Source organism: Providencia sp. PROV024 (assembly GCF_032709665.1).
GTDB lineage: Bacteria > Pseudomonadota > Gammaproteobacteria > Enterobacterales > Enterobacteriaceae > Providencia > Providencia huashanensis.
In genome coordinates this window covers 847,826-861,951 of the sequence record NZ_CP120545.1, presented here as the reverse complement: position 1 = coordinate 861,951, position 14,126 = coordinate 847,826, and the positions used below count along the sequence as shown (strand labels likewise).

At 40.8% G+C, this 14,126-nt stretch carries 31 protein-coding genes and 1 tRNA gene; 8 read left to right on the top strand and 24 right to left on the bottom strand.

Annotation, left to right across the window (positions count from 1 at the left end; genetic code table 11):
• Nucleotides 1-195: 195 nt before the first annotated feature.
• The 24 genes from P3L56_RS03815 to P3L56_RS03705 all read right to left on the bottom strand — a co-directional run bounded on the left by P3L56_RS03815 (nt 196) and on the right by P3L56_RS03705 (nt 9,850).
• Nucleotides 196-444 (bottom strand): peptidase, encoded by a 249-nt coding sequence (locus P3L56_RS03815; RefSeq protein ID WP_306804139.1) that lies wholly within the window; start codon nt 442-444, stop codon nt 196-198.
• Nucleotides 407-739: a hypothetical protein gene (locus P3L56_RS03810; RefSeq protein WP_272686294.1), complete on the bottom strand. Its 333-nt coding sequence runs from the start codon at nt 737-739 to the stop codon at nt 407-409. Before P3L56_RS03810 ends, P3L56_RS03815 begins: the two co-directional genes overlap by 38 nt.
• Nucleotides 736-1,128 (bottom strand): M15 family metallopeptidase, encoded by a 393-nt coding sequence (locus P3L56_RS03805; protein WP_272686291.1) that lies wholly within the window; start codon nt 1,126-1,128, stop codon nt 736-738. Before P3L56_RS03805 ends, P3L56_RS03810 begins: the two co-directional genes overlap by 4 nt.
• Entirely contained in the window at nt 1,085-1,393 is a 309-nt protein-coding gene (locus P3L56_RS03800; protein ID WP_272686292.1) for a hypothetical protein, read from the bottom strand. The genes P3L56_RS03805 and P3L56_RS03800 overlap by 44 nt, the downstream gene beginning before the upstream one ends.
• Nucleotides 1,390-1,803, bottom strand: a complete 414-nt coding sequence (locus tag P3L56_RS03795) for a putative holin (RefSeq protein ID WP_071548375.1) — start codon at nt 1,801-1,803, stop codon at nt 1,390-1,392. Before P3L56_RS03795 ends, P3L56_RS03800 begins: the two co-directional genes overlap by 4 nt.
• Nucleotides 1,804-1,896: 93 nt before the next feature.
• A tRNA-Ile gene (locus P3L56_RS03790) sits at nt 1,897-1,972 on the bottom strand.
• 938 nt (nt 1,973-2,910) lie between these two features.
• Nucleotides 2,911-3,498, bottom strand: a complete 588-nt coding sequence (locus P3L56_RS03785) for a hypothetical protein (protein WP_226693966.1) — start codon at nt 3,496-3,498, stop codon at nt 2,911-2,913.
• Complete coding sequence (locus P3L56_RS03780; protein WP_316927702.1) at nt 3,495-3,632, bottom strand: hypothetical protein; 138 nt, start codon at nt 3,630-3,632, stop codon at nt 3,495-3,497. The genes P3L56_RS03785 and P3L56_RS03780 overlap by 4 nt, the downstream gene beginning before the upstream one ends.
• Before the next feature lie 43 nt (nt 3,633-3,675).
• Nucleotides 3,676-4,041: a RusA family crossover junction endodeoxyribonuclease gene (locus P3L56_RS03775; protein WP_272686320.1), complete on the bottom strand. Its 366-nt coding sequence runs from the start codon at nt 4,039-4,041 to the stop codon at nt 3,676-3,678.
• Nucleotides 4,038-4,328, bottom strand: coding sequence for a DUF1364 domain-containing protein (locus tag P3L56_RS03770; protein WP_109911134.1), 291 nt, complete (start codon nt 4,326-4,328; stop codon nt 4,038-4,040). Before P3L56_RS03770 ends, P3L56_RS03775 begins: the two co-directional genes overlap by 4 nt.
• Before the next feature lie 99 nt (nt 4,329-4,427).
• Nucleotides 4,428-4,901 (bottom strand): recombination protein NinB, encoded by a 474-nt coding sequence (locus P3L56_RS03765; protein WP_272686321.1) that lies wholly within the window; start codon nt 4,899-4,901, stop codon nt 4,428-4,430.
• Nucleotides 4,902-4,909: 8 nt separating this feature from the next.
• Entirely contained in the window at nt 4,910-5,161 is a 252-nt protein-coding gene (locus tag P3L56_RS03760) for a DUF4752 family protein (RefSeq protein ID WP_272686322.1), read from the bottom strand.
• A 2-nt stretch (nt 5,162-5,163) separates the two neighbouring features.
• On the bottom strand, nt 5,164-5,544 hold the full coding sequence (locus P3L56_RS03755; protein ID WP_272686335.1) for an HNH endonuclease: 381 nt from the start codon (nt 5,542-5,544) through the stop codon (nt 5,164-5,166).
• 22 nt (nt 5,545-5,566) lie between these two features.
• Entirely contained in the window at nt 5,567-5,749 is a 183-nt protein-coding gene (locus P3L56_RS22605; RefSeq protein ID WP_410480076.1) for a Lar family restriction alleviation protein, read from the bottom strand.
• On the bottom strand, nt 5,749-5,952 hold the full coding sequence (locus P3L56_RS03750) for a DUF551 domain-containing protein (RefSeq protein ID WP_272686323.1): 204 nt from the start codon (nt 5,950-5,952) through the stop codon (nt 5,749-5,751). The genes P3L56_RS22605 and P3L56_RS03750 overlap by 1 nt, the downstream gene beginning before the upstream one ends.
• Nucleotides 5,939-6,208, bottom strand: coding sequence for a hypothetical protein (locus P3L56_RS03745; protein WP_272686324.1), 270 nt, complete (start codon nt 6,206-6,208; stop codon nt 5,939-5,941). Before P3L56_RS03745 ends, P3L56_RS03750 begins: the two co-directional genes overlap by 14 nt.
• Before the next feature lie 11 nt (nt 6,209-6,219).
• On the bottom strand, nt 6,220-6,438 hold the full coding sequence (locus tag P3L56_RS03740; RefSeq protein WP_272686325.1) for a hypothetical protein: 219 nt from the start codon (nt 6,436-6,438) through the stop codon (nt 6,220-6,222).
• Between the two features lie 15 nt (nt 6,439-6,453).
• Nucleotides 6,454-6,705: a hypothetical protein gene (locus P3L56_RS03735; protein ID WP_272686326.1), complete on the bottom strand. Its 252-nt coding sequence runs from the start codon at nt 6,703-6,705 to the stop codon at nt 6,454-6,456.
• A gap of 31 nt (nt 6,706-6,736) precedes the next feature.
• The gene (locus P3L56_RS03730) at nt 6,737-6,961 is read right to left on the bottom strand and encodes a hypothetical protein (protein WP_272686327.1); all 225 of its coding nucleotides are present in this window, start codon (nt 6,959-6,961) and stop codon (nt 6,737-6,739) included.
• A 15-nt stretch (nt 6,962-6,976) separates the two neighbouring features.
• Nucleotides 6,977-7,705: an ATP-binding protein gene (locus P3L56_RS03725; protein ID WP_272686328.1), complete on the bottom strand. Its 729-nt coding sequence runs from the start codon at nt 7,703-7,705 to the stop codon at nt 6,977-6,979.
• Nucleotides 7,705-8,490: a hypothetical protein gene (locus P3L56_RS03720; protein WP_105881152.1), complete on the bottom strand. Its 786-nt coding sequence runs from the start codon at nt 8,488-8,490 to the stop codon at nt 7,705-7,707. The genes P3L56_RS03725 and P3L56_RS03720 overlap by 1 nt, the downstream gene beginning before the upstream one ends.
• Nucleotides 8,468-9,181 carry a GIY-YIG nuclease family protein gene (locus P3L56_RS03715; RefSeq protein ID WP_272686329.1) on the bottom strand — a complete coding sequence of 238 codons (714 nt, stop codon included), beginning with the start codon at nt 9,179-9,181 and terminating at the stop codon, nt 8,468-8,470. The genes P3L56_RS03720 and P3L56_RS03715 overlap by 23 nt, the downstream gene beginning before the upstream one ends.
• 29 nt (nt 9,182-9,210) lie before the next feature.
• Nucleotides 9,211-9,555 (bottom strand): hypothetical protein, encoded by a 345-nt coding sequence (locus P3L56_RS03710; RefSeq protein WP_240105867.1) that lies wholly within the window; start codon nt 9,553-9,555, stop codon nt 9,211-9,213.
• Nucleotides 9,556-9,664: 109 nt separating this feature from the next.
• Entirely contained in the window at nt 9,665-9,850 is a 186-nt protein-coding gene (locus P3L56_RS03705) for a Cro/CI family transcriptional regulator (protein ID WP_042847907.1), read from the bottom strand.
• A gap of 107 nt (nt 9,851-9,957) precedes the next feature.
• On the opposite strand from P3L56_RS03705, the gene P3L56_RS03700 reads away from it, so the two are divergent.
• From P3L56_RS03700 to P3L56_RS03665, 8 genes are all read left to right on the top strand, one after another.
• Nucleotides 9,958-10,668, top strand: coding sequence for a LexA family protein (locus P3L56_RS03700; protein ID WP_193450963.1), 711 nt, complete (start codon nt 9,958-9,960; stop codon nt 10,666-10,668).
• A gap of 99 nt (nt 10,669-10,767) precedes the next feature.
• Nucleotides 10,768-11,871, top strand: coding sequence for a ParA family protein (locus tag P3L56_RS03695; RefSeq protein WP_272686330.1), 1,104 nt, complete (start codon nt 10,768-10,770; stop codon nt 11,869-11,871).
• A 410-nt stretch (nt 11,872-12,281) separates the two neighbouring features.
• Nucleotides 12,282-12,551 (top strand): hypothetical protein, encoded by a 270-nt coding sequence (locus P3L56_RS03690; protein WP_272686331.1) that lies wholly within the window; start codon nt 12,282-12,284, stop codon nt 12,549-12,551.
• Between the two features lie 2 nt (nt 12,552-12,553).
• Nucleotides 12,554-12,763: a hypothetical protein gene (locus P3L56_RS03685; protein WP_272686332.1), complete on the top strand. Its 210-nt coding sequence runs from the start codon at nt 12,554-12,556 to the stop codon at nt 12,761-12,763.
• 14 nt (nt 12,764-12,777) lie between these two features.
• Nucleotides 12,778-13,023 carry a hypothetical protein gene (locus P3L56_RS03680; protein WP_272686333.1) on the top strand — a complete coding sequence of 82 codons (246 nt, stop codon included), beginning with the start codon at nt 12,778-12,780 and terminating at the stop codon, nt 13,021-13,023.
• Nucleotides 13,024-13,097: 74 nt separating this feature from the next.
• Nucleotides 13,098-13,607, top strand: coding sequence for a hypothetical protein (locus tag P3L56_RS03675; RefSeq protein WP_105881161.1), 510 nt, complete (start codon nt 13,098-13,100; stop codon nt 13,605-13,607).
• 29 nt (nt 13,608-13,636) lie between these two features.
• Nucleotides 13,637-13,855: a hypothetical protein gene (locus P3L56_RS03670; protein ID WP_272686336.1), complete on the top strand. Its 219-nt coding sequence runs from the start codon at nt 13,637-13,639 to the stop codon at nt 13,853-13,855.
• 1 nt (nt 13,856) lies between these two features.
• Entirely contained in the window at nt 13,857-14,126 is a 270-nt protein-coding gene (locus P3L56_RS03665; RefSeq protein WP_272686334.1) for a hypothetical protein, read from the top strand.

The following is a 14,126-nucleotide window of genomic DNA, read 5'->3' as shown; positions in this document are numbered from 1 at the left end:
TTAGTGCCGTCCTTAAGATGCACACAGTAAAGATATTTTCCTTTTCAAGCCTCAACACCAGGGGCTATTTTTTTGCCATTAAAAAGCCCCGCTATTTTGCGAGGCTCATATTTGTAATATCCGTTTGAGATTACTACCTTTTTAAGGTTGTGGTCATTCACGATTAACGTATAGTTGCGTTACATTCATGAACTGTTATTCTCGCTTCGCCCCGATATTTGGGGCATTTCTTTGTTGTTCAATTTCCCGTATTGCTTTCTTATCCAAGTTGCACGCCTTAATTACCGACATCAGTTCAATGTTGTATTCAGCGATATCTCCCCACGTCATTTTGTCGGGGATATCTGGCATCGGGCAATCAGCCAATAAACTTGCAGGAATGGGGATGTGAGGTGCTAATACGTATTCAGTCTTTGTATTGCCGCATCCTGTTAATAAGACCATTAGGAGCAGCAACGGGAGCGCAGTCATTACCATCAAGAATAGTTTTGACGTCTTTCTTGGCTCCCTGTGCGTCCAGTGTGTTTTGTTGTTTAGCATCAATGGTTGCTCCAGAGATACGGTCAAAGATAGATATTGAGGTGTAGGCGTTGTCTGATATGAGAGATTGCTGGGCTAGTGATTTGGCGAGTGACTTATTAGCATCATTCAGGCCGCTGATTTCCCATCGCTGCCAAATAACCACACCAAAGAGTATCAGCCATGCAATGAATAACGCTTTTATGTAGCCTGCTCTCATGCTGGAATCTCAACATGAGGCGCATCAATGAACTTAGTTTCAATTGGTAGTGACGGGTCATTCTTCCAGTTGATACCAAAACGCAATTTAACACCTAACTCATCAGCCGCTTGCTTAACCGCTTTCAATAAAGGCTTAAACTCATCAACCTGCCATTTAGTATTTACTGGGATGATATCTACTGCATGACCTGTCAAGTGCCGGCTATTCATCGTTTGTGATTTCTTTTCTGCAACCAATTGCTTTTGTCGCTCTTGAGTTCGCAGACCTTCAATGACAATGAAATCAACGGGTGTTATTTCCAACGTGCGACGAATAACTTTCACTAAATCAGGGTTAACGCCTTTAAGGTTGTTTTCGCTTCTCTGGCTGAATTTGAAGTTGCTCATTTTTCACCTTTTTAAATACCTGCATGATGTTGCCTTTAGCTGCAAAAACCAAAACGCAGATGAACACATCACCGAGTAAGTTAGATAAGCTCGTATCGAAATCATTAGGCTTTATTAATTGGTAGCTTTGCCAGATACAAAGCCAGATAAGCACCATGCCGATAAATGAATCTCTGTGGCGAGCGTAATTGCATAGAAATACACGAATGGCCATGAGAATTAACACGACGACATTCGTATAGTTGATAATCTCTTGATAACTCATTTTTTGCCCCTCCACTTTTCAGTTAAGGTGCTCATCAATACGGAGAAATTATTCTCAATGAGTCTTGGTAGCCATCTAATGGCCTTTGTTAGTGTCTCGCTACTTGCGATAATGAGAAGCAATGAAATGAATAACGCTGAAACCAGAATGGCTGTTAATGTTTTACCTATCTCATAACCCGTCTCAGCTACAATTATTCGCTCTACTGATTCAGAGATAAGAACGCCAGTTAAAAACGATAAGATAAATAACAGAACCTTTTTCTTGTTGTTATCTTTTGAGGCTATGACCGCAACAGTTGCGCCAATAATAGCACCTGTAATTACTCCGTAGTCAAAGCTTCCTGTCATTAATCCGATTGCACCACCGCCTGCCGCGCCGACGATAGCACCAGCTGCGGTACTTGGCATATATAACACCTGTGTTTTAGTTAATAAATAGCCGCGCACAATCTCTATGCGTCAATTTTCGTTTGGTTGATTAGAATTCTGTGGCGGCGTATTTGGTGCACCGAGACGGGATTCGAACCCATAACCAAGCAATTATGAGTTGCCTGCTCTGCCGTTGAGCTACTGGTGCAAATAAAAAAAGCCACGCAATGCGCAGCCTTAAATTTGATACCCCTTTCCTTTAATCGCGGTAGGGATAACACCACGCCGAATTTGATAACAAGGAATCGGAATACCTTGGGCTTTGGTTTTTTACGCCGCTGCCAACATCAGATCATCATTTGCATTTATTTTAAATGATAAAAATAGGCGCTCAATCTGACGAAAACTATCAGTAACAAAAAAGCCGCACTAGGCGACCTCTTGAAATAGATGGCTGGTTTAGTTCAGCCAGACTGTTACGCGCTACCGTAACCTTATAGCAAGGGATTCAGTTGTTCGGAATAACCGAATATGTGAACTTGTAAGGATTACTTACAGGTTGAATTAGCGTTATGTGGATTCCCATAACGGAACAATATCAATAACTTATTCCCTCGAATTCGGGGTAATTAAAATAGAAAGGGACACCAGATATCCGTCGACCAAAACATCATCTGGTGTCCCTAATCACACAACTCTCCAAAATGAAGAGTGTGTTTACACCGAAAGCCCCAAACGTATCGCAAACCAGATTTCTCCGTTCTGCGTAGAGGTTATGAGGGGCACTATTAACGCGAAAAGCCCCACCGAAGTGAGGCTCTATTAATTAAGCATAATCCCTTGCCGGGGATAACGCTCAGATCGGAGATGTCAGGACCCCACGACCGTACTTACTTAACACACTGGTAGAATGATGATTAAAGTATAACCAACCATTACAAACTATATCGACCTCTCAGCCGATGCGGTTGGAGTTCCAGTCAATCGACGAAGTGACCAACTAGGCGGGATCGATAACAAGCGCCGCCTCTTTTACCTTGTTACCTGCTCTTTGCCTTTCACGACCGAGCATAACATAAACAGTATACTATTTAGGCGCAGAATGCAATAGATTTCTCCTATTAATAAATTACATAGAAAATAATGCTACTTGATATCACTAACCATAGGATGAATAGCATCTTCAATCATCGCACAAGCCCATCTAACGCGACGTTTGGCAGAGTCTAGATCTATACCTGTTTTCCTCGATAGCTCCTCTAGAATGTTTTGCGGGCTTTTGCATTGCTTATAGCGTTTAATAACTACATCACGAAGCGGGTTGCTCGTTGGTAAAATTTCGTTAATACACTTTTCAACAAATTCGGCGTCATCTTTTTCTTTGGCGAGGCGAAGTGCGCCGAGTGTTGATTTGTTTGGTGCAATAATTTCTTTTACCTTTTCGATTAGCTCATTGCCTGTGTATCCCATCTTTCTACAGTTATCGAAAGTGGCACGAATCAAAGTGGCTGAGCCATCGTCCCATTCATCCCTTGTCATTAGTCGACCAATAACATTTATATTTAGGCCATCTGGAGAATCGTCTCCTTGGTAGTTTCTTCCCCATATGGTGAGCATATATCTAGTCCATGGTCTTTCTGATGGGCTTAGTTTTGGAAGTGTTCCGAAAAGCTTTTTCCTCATTTCCTTTTCAGTTCTGAAGTAAGCTATTTGTTCAAATGAAGCCTTTCTCATTTAGCCCCCTTCGTATGTTTATACTTAGTCATCAGTCGACCATTTATAATCGCGTGGTCAAAACTAAATACATCACCAGAATATTTCTTGACTGTTGCCCTATTGCAATTGAGTCGCCTTGCGACTTCACTCATGTTTCCGTGCGTCTTAACAAGCAACGCTGGAATAGTTGTTATTTCAGTCTGCATCACCTATCTCCCATATAGTGATATCCAAGGAACCGCCTTTAACCTTTTCACCAAAATCAATACACATACTGCGGAACATGCTGTCGTCAGCAATAACGCCGCTTTGTGTAAGTGCGTCTAATGGTGCTTTGAGGAGGTTGTCTAGGTCGCGCTTTCTTAGGTCTGGAGGGTTGGCTACTATTTTGATTTTTAGCTTGCCGGATAAATTGAATTGCTGATTTTCTTTGGTGATTTGATTTATTACTGCTTCGGTAAATATCCTGCCTTTCTTGCTCTTTATTTTCCTTCCGTTGACTACTGAAAATAATGTGTTATTTGTCGGTGGCCACGGTAATTTAAGGTAATATTCATTCATGCCTTAATCTTCCCCTCACTTTGCAATATGGCCTGAGTTCGCATAACCCCCTCTAGGTGACATTGCTTTGCGTATTCAGCGTCCGTGATTCGCGTCCTGCGGTCTATTTCGTCATGGCAAGCACTACACGCCCAAGCTATAAATAAATCGCTAGGCTTGCATCCTGTGCCACATAAACCAGCCATTCGATAATGAGCACCTACCACAGTTTCAGAATTTCCGTTACACACTCCTGGTATTCTGACTTGGCACTCTCTGCCCTTTGCTTCTTTGCGTAAGTTAGCCATATATCACCTCAATAAATATCCACGCTGATGCAAATAGACAAGCAAATATGGCCACAAAAAACAGTTTGGCTCCGAGTGTTAAGTTTAGGTGTTTACGTTTCATCTCTCTTGCTGCTCCTTGAGTTTCTGTTTGTCACCGATACGTTGCGCCCACTCCAGCTCTCTCTTTGCGTCATCAGTGAATTTCACGCCATTTTGTGAGCCGAACCAGTGAGCGCATTCGATAACATCTGCTATCTGCTTTACTCGCATTTTGCTAGTACGCTCACCGAAGTAGACAATGCCACCACCTAGACCAACGGCCGACCGCTGAGCACCGCCATTGACTTGTTTATTCAGTACGGTGATTAAGTCCTTCCAATCCTCTTTGTCGTACCGCTGGCCATGCCACATAACCTGCTCAGACAAATCAGTAAGAGTCGCCCACATGCGGTCATTTTGTGCTTTGGTTCGTTTAGGTTCGGAGAGTTTGACTTCGTATGGCTTGGCTGAATCTATTGGTAGGTTTTGTATTGCTTCAATGGCGTTCTGTCTGATTTTTTTACTGCTGAGATAGTATGTTTTGAGTGACATTTAACCTCCTATTGACGATAAATCATAACGACTAAGCCGCCTTTTGTTGCAACCTTAATTGTCTGGTTATCTTTGACTTCGCCTAGTTCAAACGCGTCGTACAATTCATCAATTGCCGCTTGCTTGCGCTCCTTTGATTTGCGTTTAAATAATTTGCTGAATATCAAACTTACGAACCAGCAAAACGCCTGTGTAACAATCCACACGTAACCCATCATTGATAACGTGCCCACTATCCATTTGTATGTTTCATCACTCACTGTTAGCTCTCCTGCTGGTACTTTTCAAACCAAAACGTAACAGGTGACTCATCGACTGTTACTATTCCAAATCGTTTTGCAGCTCTAAGAGATTGAGTTCTATCTAATGAATTTACCGTAACCCTAGTTATCGTCTGCCTGAACTCTTCAACTCCACTGCATCCCTTGTAGATGTTACAAGCCTTACATGCTGGAACTAGGTTGTCTTCATTGTCCAATTCGGGGTGATAGCATTCTCCAGTTTGCTTAAATCTAAGCTTCCCTTTTTTAGCCGCTTCCATGTCTTGAACGGTTTTTCTTACTATCGGTTCTGCATGGTCTGCGTGCCAACCTTTTTCTGGTAACTCACAACCGCAGTAGGCGCACTTACCGCCAAATGACATTCTGAGTTTTTCGCGCTGCTCTTTAGTCACTGTTAGCTCTCCTGTTCCATGCTGCTATGGCCTCATGCTTGCTTTCCTTGAATCCCGTTTCTGCTTCACATTCGTTGCACTCAGCCTTGTGGTACGTAGGTTTATCTTCATATTCATATTCTGCTACGAAGATTCGACCACACCCGCAAAACGGGCACTTCTTGAGTTCGTTCATCATTCACCCTCTGGCATTGGTGGGAGCTCGTGCCAATACTTGATGTTTTCTAATCCCACGCCCGATAAAAACTCGCCATCATCCCATTTTCCGTCAAAGTCGCTGATGTGCATGATGTGAAGCATGGCTCCCAATTTAACAATTACTGGTTTACCAACTTCGGGCATTTTATTTGAACACTTAACCCAATTAGTTCCCTGCATTAGATGCCTCCATCTGGCGAATTTTTTCTTGCAACGCTTTAAACTTCATTGTGTTGGATAAATTCTCGATTTCCATTAATCGCAAATATGCTTTGCCGCGTGGTCTGTGCTTGTCGGCTGCTAGTTCGTGCTCAAAAAATATTGCGTCTGTTCTTTGTCTGAAGTATTTAACGTTCGCATGAATGTATCTACCCGCTATAAATCGCCCTTGTCGCAAGTAGGCTTTGTTCAGCTCTGTTAACGTTGTTCCTTTCATCACTCAATCCTTTAATTTAATGCTCTACATTCAAACCCGACTGAAACATTGAAATGAGTCTCAGCCTCAAAAACAAAACCAATTGCATTTTTACCCCAGTTTAATTTTCGTGTTTTCCTTTCCATTTCATTCGCTTTGCGTCTTGCTGTTGCTAAATCAGCTGAGACTTGGTTGAAATTTTCATCAAGAAATGGAGCGCTATTAACAAAAAGTGGTTTGCGTTCTTTCATCACTCAACACCTCGCTTAATTAATCGCTTTAAACTGGTAAAAATCATCGGCTGTTATTGCTGGGACTATGCAATTACCGAAAAGTATTCTTCCCTCTGGCGATTTGATGAATCTGAAATCCTTATGCTCAGGCTCTGGCTGAATATTTACATCCATATCACTAGGAAATTCGTCATACTTTCCTAGCAAGTAACACATGGCATCAGTCCATTCGTGTTTGTCTTTGTCACTAAACATGTATTCTTGAAGAATTGCGTATCCGCTCATCTAGAAGTCCTTATGATTTGGTGTGTTATGCTTACAAAATCGCCGCATGCATGAGTTTAATGAGTTGCCTTTTTGATAATGAAACTTGGAATACCTCTGGCAAACCGCGCAGACAAACCGCATATGCCTTGGCATCTTTCAGGTAATTATCTTGATGATTTAGGTAATCTATCGCTGATTTTGCTTGTGTAGTGGCTGGGGTATCACTTTGCTTTAGACGCCTAACGTATGGCTTACCAATTCTGTGTTTAATCATTTTAAATTCCTTTGATTACTTAACTTGGCTACGGTAGCTTTCCCACCCGAAATTAATCGTTGTCGGGCTACCCATTCTTAAACGGTCAATAACTCGCTCACCCAGTACCCTTGAAAGCTCTGCGAATGCTAAGTTAGTCAGTACTCCAACTGGCTTTTTGTTTGCTAATCGACGGTCTACAACTTGGAAAATAATTAAATCCTCGTTGAGGTTTCCACGTTGTACGCCAACGTCATCAAGCACCAGTAAATCAACCTCGCACAGGTCATCGATTAATTTCGATTCTGAGGTATTAGCGTCCTTCTGGTAGGTTTCACGAACTCTCATCATTAGGTCTGGCAGTGTAGCGATTAGAATGCTCTTACCGTGCTGTATGAGGTGGTTTCCGATTGCTGCTGCTAAGTGATTCTTTCCGGTTCCTGCATTGCCGCTGAATATGAACCCGCCAAAGTTTTTGCCAAAATTCTCAGCGTAATTCTTGGCTTTGCGTAATGCGGCTTGCTGCTCAGGTGTAGTGACTTGGTAGTTATCGAATGTGCAATCTAGGTGAAGCGGGTTTATTCCAGAGCGACCCATAATTTTATTCAGTCGAGTAACGCGATTTGCATCGGTGATCCGCTTTGAATCAATTTCACCCTGCTCTCGTTGCCATGCCATGAGTTCTTCAGGTGTTTCAAACTTTGGCTTGATGTGTTCCGGCATCAGTTTTCTAAACCGAGCCAGTGCTTGCATTCCTGTGCTCATCAGAAGTTCTCCGGTATGAATTCTTGGGTTCGACTAGGCGGCATAACCCGCTTAGATGGCGTCCAAGCTGGCTTAGTGTTTTTGTTCTGGTAATTCAATTTCTGACTAGCAGTGATAAACCAGTTTTTGGGCTTATCGGCTCTGAACTCAATATCCAGTCGTCTCAACTCGTGTTCGAGGTCGATGTTTGAATACAGGCTTTGCCATTCAGTAAAATCTTTTTTGTTTAATCGGATCACCTCGCCTTCGAATGCGTACTTGCTAGACATCTGGTGAACACTTGCCGATTTATTTTCAGGCTCATCAGAACAAGCCGTGTTTTCGGCTTGGGTGTTTATAGGGTTAAGGGAATCAGGAATCAGGTTAAGGGAATCAGCAGGGATAGTTTGATTCTCTTCTGGTTCTTGCACTGTACTTGTATGGTGCTTTTCTGGTGCTTCTTTAATATCAGTAGGTTGCGTAACTTGTTCGGGTATTTCACTAGCCGCTTCTTTCATGTGTGGGTTCTGGTGTTTCTTCCAGTTATTAATCTGGATAAACTCATTTCCATCTACTGCATATCTAGTGATAAAGTTTTTGCCATGTAATTGAGCGAGTAATTTGTCACAATCAGCATCGTCATATGGCAAAACCATAGCTTTAATTTTTCGTGGTTTATCTTCCAGTCGACCTTCGCGATCGGCAACTGTCCATAAGCCTACAAAAAGAATACGAGCCAATGGCTCGCACTCTGCTAAATCATCATTAGTAAAGAAGCCCGGTTTAATATTTCTTGCTCTGGCCATCAATTAACTCCTTAATAAAATCTGGTATCTCACGCTGAGGTCTGTTTTCTACGCTCCTGAAATATTGTTCATCTGCCTGTTCAATAAGGCTAATTTCTCCTTCATTTATATAAAACGAAAAACCTTTGGCTCTTAGCATTAATCGAGCAGATATTCTTAGGAGTATTTCAGCGATTGCGTTTTTGTCACCAAAGAAATAGAGACCTTCTTGCTCAAAGATATCTTCAATATCTAAACGTTTAGATGTATCAGTGCAGATGACATTTGTTAGCATCGCAATTTCAGCTAGATCACTATCTCGACAGTCAAGACCTGCGTCATTACAGGCCCATTTAATCTTTTCTAATGGAGCATTAAAAAACTCTCTGGACTCATTAACTCTAAAATCAGATAGAGTATTATGGATAACGCTCTCATCACCCCTTGGGTTGTGAGAGTAATATGCAGTTTCAACCTTAAAGGGATTTGGTACCCCTGAACTTGAGTAAAGCTCTTTAGCTCTTTTCTCAGGGGTTGATGTCGTCATTCCGATTTTATATATGTCTGGCATGCTTGGATTACTCATGACATACACCCAACCGCCAACAGTGAAATCACTAGGTAATTTACCTTGAGTGATCACCTCTTTGTTTGCTATGTATGGGTATGAGTAACGCGTTTTCTGGTTCGTTGTTAAAAAATCATCTTCCATGTATAATTACTCCTGCAATTATTGATTCCTTAAAGTAGTTCAATTTGAGCCTCATCTTGTGCCAGATTTGAGGCATTTCTTTTTACCTTCCCTTTTCTTTCCAGCGCCCGAATTAATCGTTCTGCATAGTCACCTTCAATCACTACGCTTCTAGAATTCTCAGGCATTGATACAGCATCCGCAGGTAGCCCGTAATGAGCTATTGCCTTACAAGCTAGTTTGAATATCCGATTCTTTTCTCGGCTTGATGCTGTTGGATGTATTCCCATTTCACTAGCGAACGAGTTATTACCTTCGTCTAGCATTCTCTTAAAAAAGTAACTTTCGAGAATTTCAGGCTTACATGTGATGTTTATAGTTTTTGCGTAGTCCATTTGTTAAATTCCTTTTGACGTAGTTAGTCCGTTGCTCACGATCCTGTGAGTTATTGGTTGCTCCAAGAGTGCCTAGAGCGGTTTAAGTTGTTTAAAGAGCGGTTGATTCTTATTTTTTACTACTTGGGAATGGTTTAATTTCTATGGCCTTAATTCCATTCTCAGTTTCAGTTAATAAAATATTTCTACCCTCACGAAGGGCTTTACTAATTGCTGTTTGGTGAACCCCAATTAGTGATGCTGCCTTTTCCTGACTGTTCTCTTTTACAAATTCAGATAAAGGAATTCTTTCCATGGTAAATCTCCTTTTTATTCCACACACAAATAATACTGAAAGTATTAATAAAGGTCAATACATATGGTATTAACACTTTTAATAGCTTTGGTATTAGAATTAGCGCTATGAGCAACAAGAACAAATTGACGACAGAACAGCTTGAAGATGCAAATCGACTGAAAGCTTTGTATGAGTCCAAGAAAAGATCATTGGGAATAACGCAACAGCAAATTGCTGACATGCTAGATATTAGCCAAGGTGGTGTGGGCCATTATCTAAATGGTCGAAACCCGCTTAATGTTCAGATTGCTTCTGTTTTTTCTAATGTGCTTCAAGTCCCTATCGGTGACTTCAGCCCAACTTTGGCTAAAGAAGCAGAAATGATCACTAACGCTCTCTCGCCCAACGTGTCTAACCCTAGACCATACAGACCTGCACCCAAATACCCTGTAATCAGTTGGGTACAAGCTGGGTCATGGAACGAAGCATGTGAGCCGTACACTCTAGATCAGATTGATGAGTGGTATGAGTCAGAAGTGCACGTACAAGGATCTGCTTTCTGGTTGAGAGTTGAGGGTGACTCAATGACTGCGCCATCAGGGCAAAGCGTCCCAGATGGGTCATTAGTTTTAGTGGACACTGGTAGAGAGCCTATAAATAACAGCTTAGTCATCGCAAAATTAACAGACTACAACGAAGCTACATTCAAAAAACTAGTTATTGATGGCGGTCAAAAATTTTTAAAAGGCTTAAACCCTGCATGGCCTATAACGCCAATCAATGGAAACTGCAAGATCATCGGAGTGGCTGTTCAGATGATGATGAAGCTAGTCTAGTGCCAGCGTAACATTTTAAATATAAATAATAAAAATCCTTTTTATTACAGGGAATATAGATTACTAACTAAGTTCTATAAGGTAAAATAAGAGGCGATAATGATTTCTCAAGGTAAAGATGGTGACATGGCAAAATCTATATGTTTTTTTAATCACAAAGGTGGGGTAAGTAAAACTACAACAGCATTTAATGTTGGCTGGGAGCTAGCAAACCAAGGTAAGAGGGTCCTATTAGTTGATCTTGACTCACAATGTAACTTAACCGGAATGGTTCTAGGGTTTTCAAAAATATTTGACGGCCTTGAAAGTTTTTATTCTAGTAGGGACAACCTTACTATGGGCCCTATAGTCGAATTTTTAATTAATGGTGGACAGCCAGATAGATACCTAGACACTGAAAGTGGAAACTTAACTAACACATTTAATAAAAACTTATTCTTGCTACCTGGTCATTTAAATGTATCTGAATTAGATTCTCAAATTAGCGTTTCCTTGAAAATTGCATCAGGTATACCTGCAACAAGAAACATACCTGGAAACTTACCAAGGACACTTCAGATAATTGCAGATCAAAATAACATTGACTATGTGATATACGATTTAAGTCCAAATGTTGGTGGATTAAATGAAGTTATATTAATGTCTAGTGACTATTTCATTGTTCCAGCAACACCAGACTTCTTCTGCTGGCAAGCAGTAAAATCTTTAGCGATAAATATACCAAAATGGCATGCTGAATTATCATTATTTAAAATGGCACACGATAGCCCATCATCTAGGGCAATCAAGAACTCACCCAAATTTATAGGCATGATTCAGCAAAGATATAGACCAAGAAATGGAGCGCCAGCTAAATCATTTGAGCTGTGGATATCAAAAATTAGAGAAGCAGTTGATACAATTTTGGTTCCAAAACTAAGTGAGATAAATTGCGTCCAAAGTAAAGAACTGATACAAAAAATCTTAGATGAGAGCCATAAGAATGAGTTATCAGCATATGATTTAGCTCACATATCTGACTTTAACTCATTAATAGCTATAAGCCAGACGTTATCCGTTCCTGTTTTCGACATAACAGATGAAAACATTAAAGACTCTGGTCAGTTTGGGCATGCACTGAATACAATGAAGCAAAGTAGGACATCTTTTAAAGATCAGTTTTCACTGTTAGCTGATAGAACAATAAAAATAACATCTAACTAACAAGAAGCCCTCTCCGCGAGGGCTTTTTTGTGCCTACAATTCCCCAACTGTGTGATTTTCCTCTCAAGATAAATAATTTTTTAAAATAAATTCCGTTTAAATTCAATCAAATAATACTTTTGGTATTTATTTTAATATCATTAGTATTGACCATAACTAATACCTCTAGTATTATTAATCACATCAAAGGCAAGCGGGATTAATCAGCAAGCCATGCTCTTTAAAAAAATAGACAAACATGATTCAGGCATTCTTGAATCACCACTGAGTGGTTTTTGGGGTGTAGTGCAAATCATCCGGAAGAGTCAAGCCCACAGACAAAATCGAGGGTAGCACCGGCAGCCGCAGGTAAAGCTGACAAAAACAATTGACACAGCACTACACCACCAAAGATCACTTAGGAGGCAAATATGGCAACGATAAAAGTCATTGAGAGAAGTAATTACTCTCAACGTAGATATGAGCGCAGAGCTGCATTTCTAGCTCGTAAACGTGAAGAGATAAAAACGCCAAGCCGCTCAGTGGAAGAAATATGGGACTCGATATTCAAACCAGTAGACGAAACCGATGTACTGGCAAATTTACTTATTGGGATAAAAGACATACCCGATGTAGAACGCAAGCACCCACGGCTACGCAAGCCGATTATGAGTGATGGAAGCGTTACGGCAAGGGGATGAATATGAACTTAAACATAGAACAGCACCTAAAAGAATTCATTCTCTTTCTTACTGAGAGAGGTATTGATGCAAAAGAGGTATTCATGAATGAATCAATGATGAGTGAGTTAATGCTTAAATTTTATTATCACCAAATAGAGTTCTGTGATGCTGTTCTTGATGCACAAAAACACTCACCAACAAGAATAAAGCAATTATTAACAATTAATTAGAAGGTGATTAGCAGATGGGAAAAATAACATATGTTGTCGAATATAAAAACGGCAAAGAACCTCAGCCAGATATAGGAATGGATGCGTTAGGCGGGAGAGTGATTTCAGCGGCCGCCTATAACTTCAGAGATAAGCAATTAACGCATGTAGAAGCTAGCGTAATCCTTGACGCAATTAATCATTATGACCTTAAAGAATCTTGCGAAAGGTTTTCAACAAGTTACAACACATTGATAGCAAGATTAAAATCGTTAACGTAAAAGCAGGCACAGTTAACTAATTACAGTCCATCAAGGTGGGCTGTGGTGAGTTGATTAATAGATAGGAGATAGAGATGAGCGTAACAACAATTGTTGCGGTATGGCCTAATGAAGACCACGGTTGCATTGAAGAGCTACAAAATGGATTTGGCTCAGGCCCTGTAATATGGAATGACATGGCTATTAAGTATTTAGGCTGTGATGATTTTGGGTATTCAAGAGTTATAGATAGTTTATGGCCTTTGTATAAAAACAAAGACATCCCCTATCACCAACGCGCAGTTCTAGCGATGACCTATGATAATTGCTATGTGAAAAAAGAACACTATGCAGAGGCTGCTAAATGCATAAGGGATTATCTAGTTGATTTCAAGCCAAATGAGGAGCGTGTAAATCACTGGCCTCGAATTGCTGAAATATTCGAAAGTAACCCTGACTACCCTGCTATTGGTTTCTGGTTAACTTCAGTATGTGAAAACCCGTTTAGTGGTGACTGGAACGAAGAAACAGAAGAATACGATATCTACGATTGGGAAAAATACTGGAGCGTTTTCGACACAATGCAAGCGATTGAAAACAACTAGCATCGTGTTTAGTTAATAACGGAGGGAGTATGACAGATAAAACAGGTGGTGCGGCTTTTCCAATTCCAGCAACAGAGTTACATGGCACTCATACAGGTATGAGTTTACGTGACTATCTAGCTGCTAAGGCTATGCAGGGAATTTTAGCTAATCCCGGTCAGTTGGATAACGTCAATGATGAAGCGGCTAAATGGGTAGCGCGTGATGCTTATACCATGGCAGATGCAATGTTAAAGGCTAGGGGGTGATATGGAATTTAAGCATAGTACAGCACCTTGGCAAATAGATGAAGTAGTTCAATGCTCAATACACTCTGGTGACAAGTTCATTGCATTAATTAATGACTCTAGTAGTTTTTCTCGTGGAGAGCATAAGGCCAACGCTCATCTAATCGCAGCAGCACCAGAGTTATTAAGTGAGCTCATTCGACTACGAAACATAGTTGCAAGCTACAAACAGGACAGTGGCGACAATTTAGATATCACTGACGCTGTAATCGCAAAAGCCCTCGGTCAGTAG

Bases quoted from the DNA above. Each gene is read 5' to 3' on its own strand.
- P3L56_RS03710 (WP_240105867.1), bottom strand. From the start codon at position 9,555: ATGGACTACGCAAAAACTATAAACATCACATGTAAGCCTGAAATTCTC.
- P3L56_RS03740 (WP_272686325.1), bottom strand. From the start codon at position 6,438: ATGAAAGAACGCAAACCACTTTTTGTTAATAGCGCTCCATTTCTTGAT.
- P3L56_RS03770 (WP_109911134.1), bottom strand. From the start codon at position 4,328: ATGGCTAACTTACGCAAAGAAGCAAAGGGCAGAGAGTGCCAAGTCAGA.
- P3L56_RS03755 (WP_272686335.1), bottom strand. From the start codon at position 5,544: ATGTCATTTGGCGGTAAGTGCGCCTACTGCGGTTGTGAGTTACCAGAA.
- P3L56_RS03670 (WP_272686336.1), top strand. From the start codon at position 13,637: ATGACAGATAAAACAGGTGGTGCGGCTTTTCCAATTCCAGCAACAGAG.
- P3L56_RS03810 (WP_272686294.1), bottom strand. From the start codon at position 739: ATGAGAGCAGGCTACATAAAAGCGTTATTCATTGCATGGCTGATACTC.
- P3L56_RS03750 (WP_272686323.1), bottom strand. From the start codon at position 5,952: ATGCAGGGAACTAATTGGGTTAAGTGTTCAAATAAAATGCCCGAAGTT.
- P3L56_RS22605 (WP_410480076.1), bottom strand. From the start codon at position 5,749: ATGAACGAACTCAAGAAGTGCCCGTTTTGCGGGTGTGGTCGAATCTTC.
- P3L56_RS03730 (WP_272686327.1), bottom strand. From the start codon at position 6,961: ATGATTAAACACAGAATTGGTAAGCCATACGTTAGGCGTCTAAAGCAA.
- P3L56_RS03680 (WP_272686333.1), top strand. From the start codon at position 12,778: ATGGGAAAAATAACATATGTTGTCGAATATAAAAACGGCAAAGAACCT.
- P3L56_RS03765 (WP_272686321.1), bottom strand. From the start codon at position 4,901: ATGTCACTCAAAACATACTATCTCAGCAGTAAAAAAATCAGACAGAAC.
- P3L56_RS03715 (WP_272686329.1), bottom strand. From the start codon at position 9,181: ATGGAAGATGATTTTTTAACAACGAACCAGAAAACGCGTTACTCATAC.
- P3L56_RS03675 (WP_105881161.1), top strand. From the start codon at position 13,098: ATGAGCGTAACAACAATTGTTGCGGTATGGCCTAATGAAGACCACGGT.
- P3L56_RS03780 (WP_316927702.1), bottom strand. From the start codon at position 3,632: ATGAGTGAAGTCGCAAGGCGACTCAATTGCAATAGGGCAACAGTCAAG.
- P3L56_RS03745 (WP_272686324.1), bottom strand. From the start codon at position 6,208: ATGAAAGGAACAACGTTAACAGAGCTGAACAAAGCCTACTTGCGACAA.
- P3L56_RS03725 (WP_272686328.1), bottom strand. From the start codon at position 7,705: ATGAGCACAGGAATGCAAGCACTGGCTCGGTTTAGAAAACTGATGCCG.
- P3L56_RS03685 (WP_272686332.1), top strand. From the start codon at position 12,554: ATGAACTTAAACATAGAACAGCACCTAAAAGAATTCATTCTCTTTCTT.
- P3L56_RS03815 (WP_306804139.1), bottom strand. From the start codon at position 444: ATGGTCTTATTAACAGGATGCGGCAATACAAAGACTGAATACGTATTA.
- P3L56_RS03795 (WP_071548375.1), bottom strand. From the start codon at position 1,803: ATGCCAAGTACCGCAGCTGGTGCTATCGTCGGCGCGGCAGGCGGTGGT.
- P3L56_RS03700 (WP_193450963.1), top strand. From the start codon at position 9,958: ATGAGCAACAAGAACAAATTGACGACAGAACAGCTTGAAGATGCAAAT.
- P3L56_RS03720 (WP_105881152.1), bottom strand. From the start codon at position 8,490: ATGGCCAGAGCAAGAAATATTAAACCGGGCTTCTTTACTAATGATGAT.
- P3L56_RS03805 (WP_272686291.1), bottom strand. From the start codon at position 1,128: ATGAGCAACTTCAAATTCAGCCAGAGAAGCGAAAACAACCTTAAAGGC.
- P3L56_RS03775 (WP_272686320.1), bottom strand. From the start codon at position 4,041: ATGAATGAATATTACCTTAAATTACCGTGGCCACCGACAAATAACACA.
- P3L56_RS03705 (WP_042847907.1), bottom strand. From the start codon at position 9,850: ATGGAAAGAATTCCTTTATCTGAATTTGTAAAAGAGAACAGTCAGGAA.
- P3L56_RS03665 (WP_272686334.1), top strand. From the start codon at position 13,857: ATGGAATTTAAGCATAGTACAGCACCTTGGCAAATAGATGAAGTAGTT.
- P3L56_RS03735 (WP_272686326.1), bottom strand. From the start codon at position 6,705: ATGAGCGGATACGCAATTCTTCAAGAATACATGTTTAGTGACAAAGAC.
- P3L56_RS03785 (WP_226693966.1), bottom strand. From the start codon at position 3,498: ATGAGAAAGGCTTCATTTGAACAAATAGCTTACTTCAGAACTGAAAAG.
- P3L56_RS03800 (WP_272686292.1), bottom strand. From the start codon at position 1,393: ATGAGTTATCAAGAGATTATCAACTATACGAATGTCGTCGTGTTAATT.
- P3L56_RS03695 (WP_272686330.1), top strand. From the start codon at position 10,768: ATGATTTCTCAAGGTAAAGATGGTGACATGGCAAAATCTATATGTTTT.
- P3L56_RS03690 (WP_272686331.1), top strand. From the start codon at position 12,282: ATGGCAACGATAAAAGTCATTGAGAGAAGTAATTACTCTCAACGTAGA.